Here is a 2506-nt window from a genome sequence, read left to right as displayed (position 1 = left end):
GACGCGGGGCACCCGCTGCTGGCCGCGACCCTGCCGCTGGCCGGCGGCGACGGCGTCGTCCTCACCGGACGGCTGTCGCTCGCCGCGCAGCCGTGGCTTGCCGACCACGCCGTGCTCGGCACGGTCCTGGTGCCCGGCACCGCTTTCGTCGAGCTGGCGGTGCGCGCGGGCGACCAGGCCGGTTGCCCCGCACTCGAAGAACTGACCCTTTCCGCCCCGCTCGTGCTGCGCGAGCAGGACGCCGTCGCGATCCAGGTCGCGGTGGGCGGGCCGGACGACGAAGGCCGCCGCGAACTGACGATCCACTCGCGACCGGAAGGCCGCGACGAGTGGACCGCGCACGCAGCTGGGGTGCTCGCCCCGGCCGCTGCGGCGGAGCCCGCCGGACTGGCCGAGTGGCCGCCCGCCGGCGCGGAACCCGTTGACGTGACGGGCTTCTACGACACCCTCGCCGCGTCCGGCTTCGGTTACGGCCCGGCGTTCCGTGGCCTGCGTGCGGCTTGGCGCGCCGGGGAAGAGGTCTACGCCGAAGTCGCCTTGCCGGAGCAGCAGCAGGCCGGCGCGTTCGGTCTCCACCCGGCGCTGCTCGACGCCGCACTCCACGCGCTCGGCCTGCGGGACGGCGAGACCGGACCGCGGTTGCCGTTCGCCTGGACCGGCGTCACCCTGCACGCCGCCGGGGCCGCCGCACTGCGGGTCCGGCTGCGGCCCGGCATCGGGGACGCGGTCGCGGTCGACGTCGCGGACGCCACCGGGGCGCCGGTCGCGTCGGTGGCCGGGCTGGTGCTGCGCCCGGTTTCGGCCGAGCAACTGCGCGGCCCGGACGGCGGCGACTCGCTGTTCCACGTCGAGTGGACGCCGATCCCGGTACCCGAAACGACCGGCGGCCGGTACGCCGTCATCGGCCCCGACCCGCTCGGCCTGGTCGCGGGCCTCGGCTCGGCGGGCACCGTCGAGTCCTATGTGGACCTAGCGGATCTCGGTCGCAGCACCGAAGATACGGGCGAAGAGCCACAGTTCGTGTTCTCCGCGATCCGGCACTCGCCGCAGCCGAAGGACCGCGCGGGCTTCGCGCTGGACCTGGTCCGCGCCTGGCTGGCCGACGACCGGTTCAGCACCGCGCGGCTGGTGCTGGTCACCCGCGGCGCGGTCGGCGCGGTCGACGGCGACCGCGTCCCCGACCTCACCGCCGCGCCGGTCTGGGGCCTGCTGCGGTCGGCGCAGTTCGAAAACCCCGGCAGGCTCGTACTGGTCGACCTCGACGACGAAGACCCGCGCTCGGCGGCGTTGCTGGGCGCGGTCGCTTCCGGCGAACCGCAGCTCGCGCTGCGCGACGGCCGGGCGCTGGCCGCGCGGCTGGTGCGCGCCGGCTCCAGTGAGCTGCTGCGGGTGCCCGCCGAGGGCAACTGGCGGCTCGACACCACCGGACCCGGCACGCTGGAAAACCTCGCCCTGCTCCCGAATCCGCTGCCCGAGACGCTCGAACCGGGCCACGTCCGGGTGGCCATCCGCGCCGCGGGCATGAACTTCCGCGACGTCCTCATCGGACTCGGGATGTACCCGGGCGAGCCGATCATGGGCATCGAGGGCGCCGGCGTCGTGCTGGAATGCGGCGAAGGCGTCACCGGCCTCAAGCCCGGCGACAAGGTGCTGGGCTTCTTCCCGGGCTCGTTCGGCCCGCGCTCGGTCGCGGACCAGCGGATGCTCGCGAAGATGCCCGAAGGCTGGTCGTTCAGCGAAGCGGCTTCGGTGCCCATCGTGTTCCTCACCGCGTACTACGGCCTCGTCGACCTCGCCGGGCTGCGGGCCGGGGAGTCCGTGCTGATCCACGCCGGTGCGGGCGGTGTCGGCATGGCCGCCATCCAGCTGGCCCGCCACCTCGGCGCCGAGGTCTACGCCACCGCGAGCCCCGGCAAGTGGGACGTCCTGCGCGCGTCCGGGCTCGACGACGCCCACCTGGCCTCCTCGCGCACCACCGGGTTCGCGGAGCTGTTCCGCGAGGCCAGTGGTGGCCGCGGTGTCGACGTCGTGCTCAACGCGCTGACGCAGGAGTTCGTCGACGCCTCCTTCGCGCTGATGCCGCGCGGCGGGCGGTTCCTGGAGATGGGCAAGGCGGACGTCCGCGACGCGGGCGACGTCGCCGCCGCCCACCCGGGCGTGGCCTACCAGGCGTTCGACCTCGTCGAAGCCGGGCCGGACCGGATCCGCGAGCTGTTCACCGAGGTCATCGCGCTGTTCGAAGCCGGGGCGCTGACGCCGTTGCCGGTGCGGACCTGGGACGTGCGGCGTGCGCCCGAGGCGTTCCGGTTCGTCAGCCAGGCCAAGCACGTCGGCAAGGTCGTGCTGACCATGCCGTCGTGCTTCGGCCCCGGCACGGTGCTGATCACCGGCGGCACCGGCGCGCTGGGCGGCCTGCTCGCGCGGCGGCTGGTCACCGGGCACGGCGTCCGCGACCTCGTCCTGCTGAGCCGGCGCGGTCCCGACGCGCCCGGTGCCGCCGAACTGG

General features: G+C 74.9%; 1 protein-coding gene. It reads left to right on the top strand.

Features of this window, described 5'->3' with window-relative positions:
• A partial coding sequence (locus tag G3I65_RS55990; RefSeq protein WP_160704767.1) for a polyketide synthase dehydratase domain-containing protein occupies positions 1-2506 on the top strand: 2506 nt, incomplete at both ends.

Source organism: Amycolatopsis sp. SID8362 (assembly GCF_010550475.1).
Taxonomy (GTDB): domain Bacteria; phylum Actinomycetota; class Actinomycetes; order Mycobacteriales; family Pseudonocardiaceae; genus Amycolatopsis; species Amycolatopsis eburnea.
This window is presented reverse-complemented; position numbering and strand designations above follow the sequence as displayed.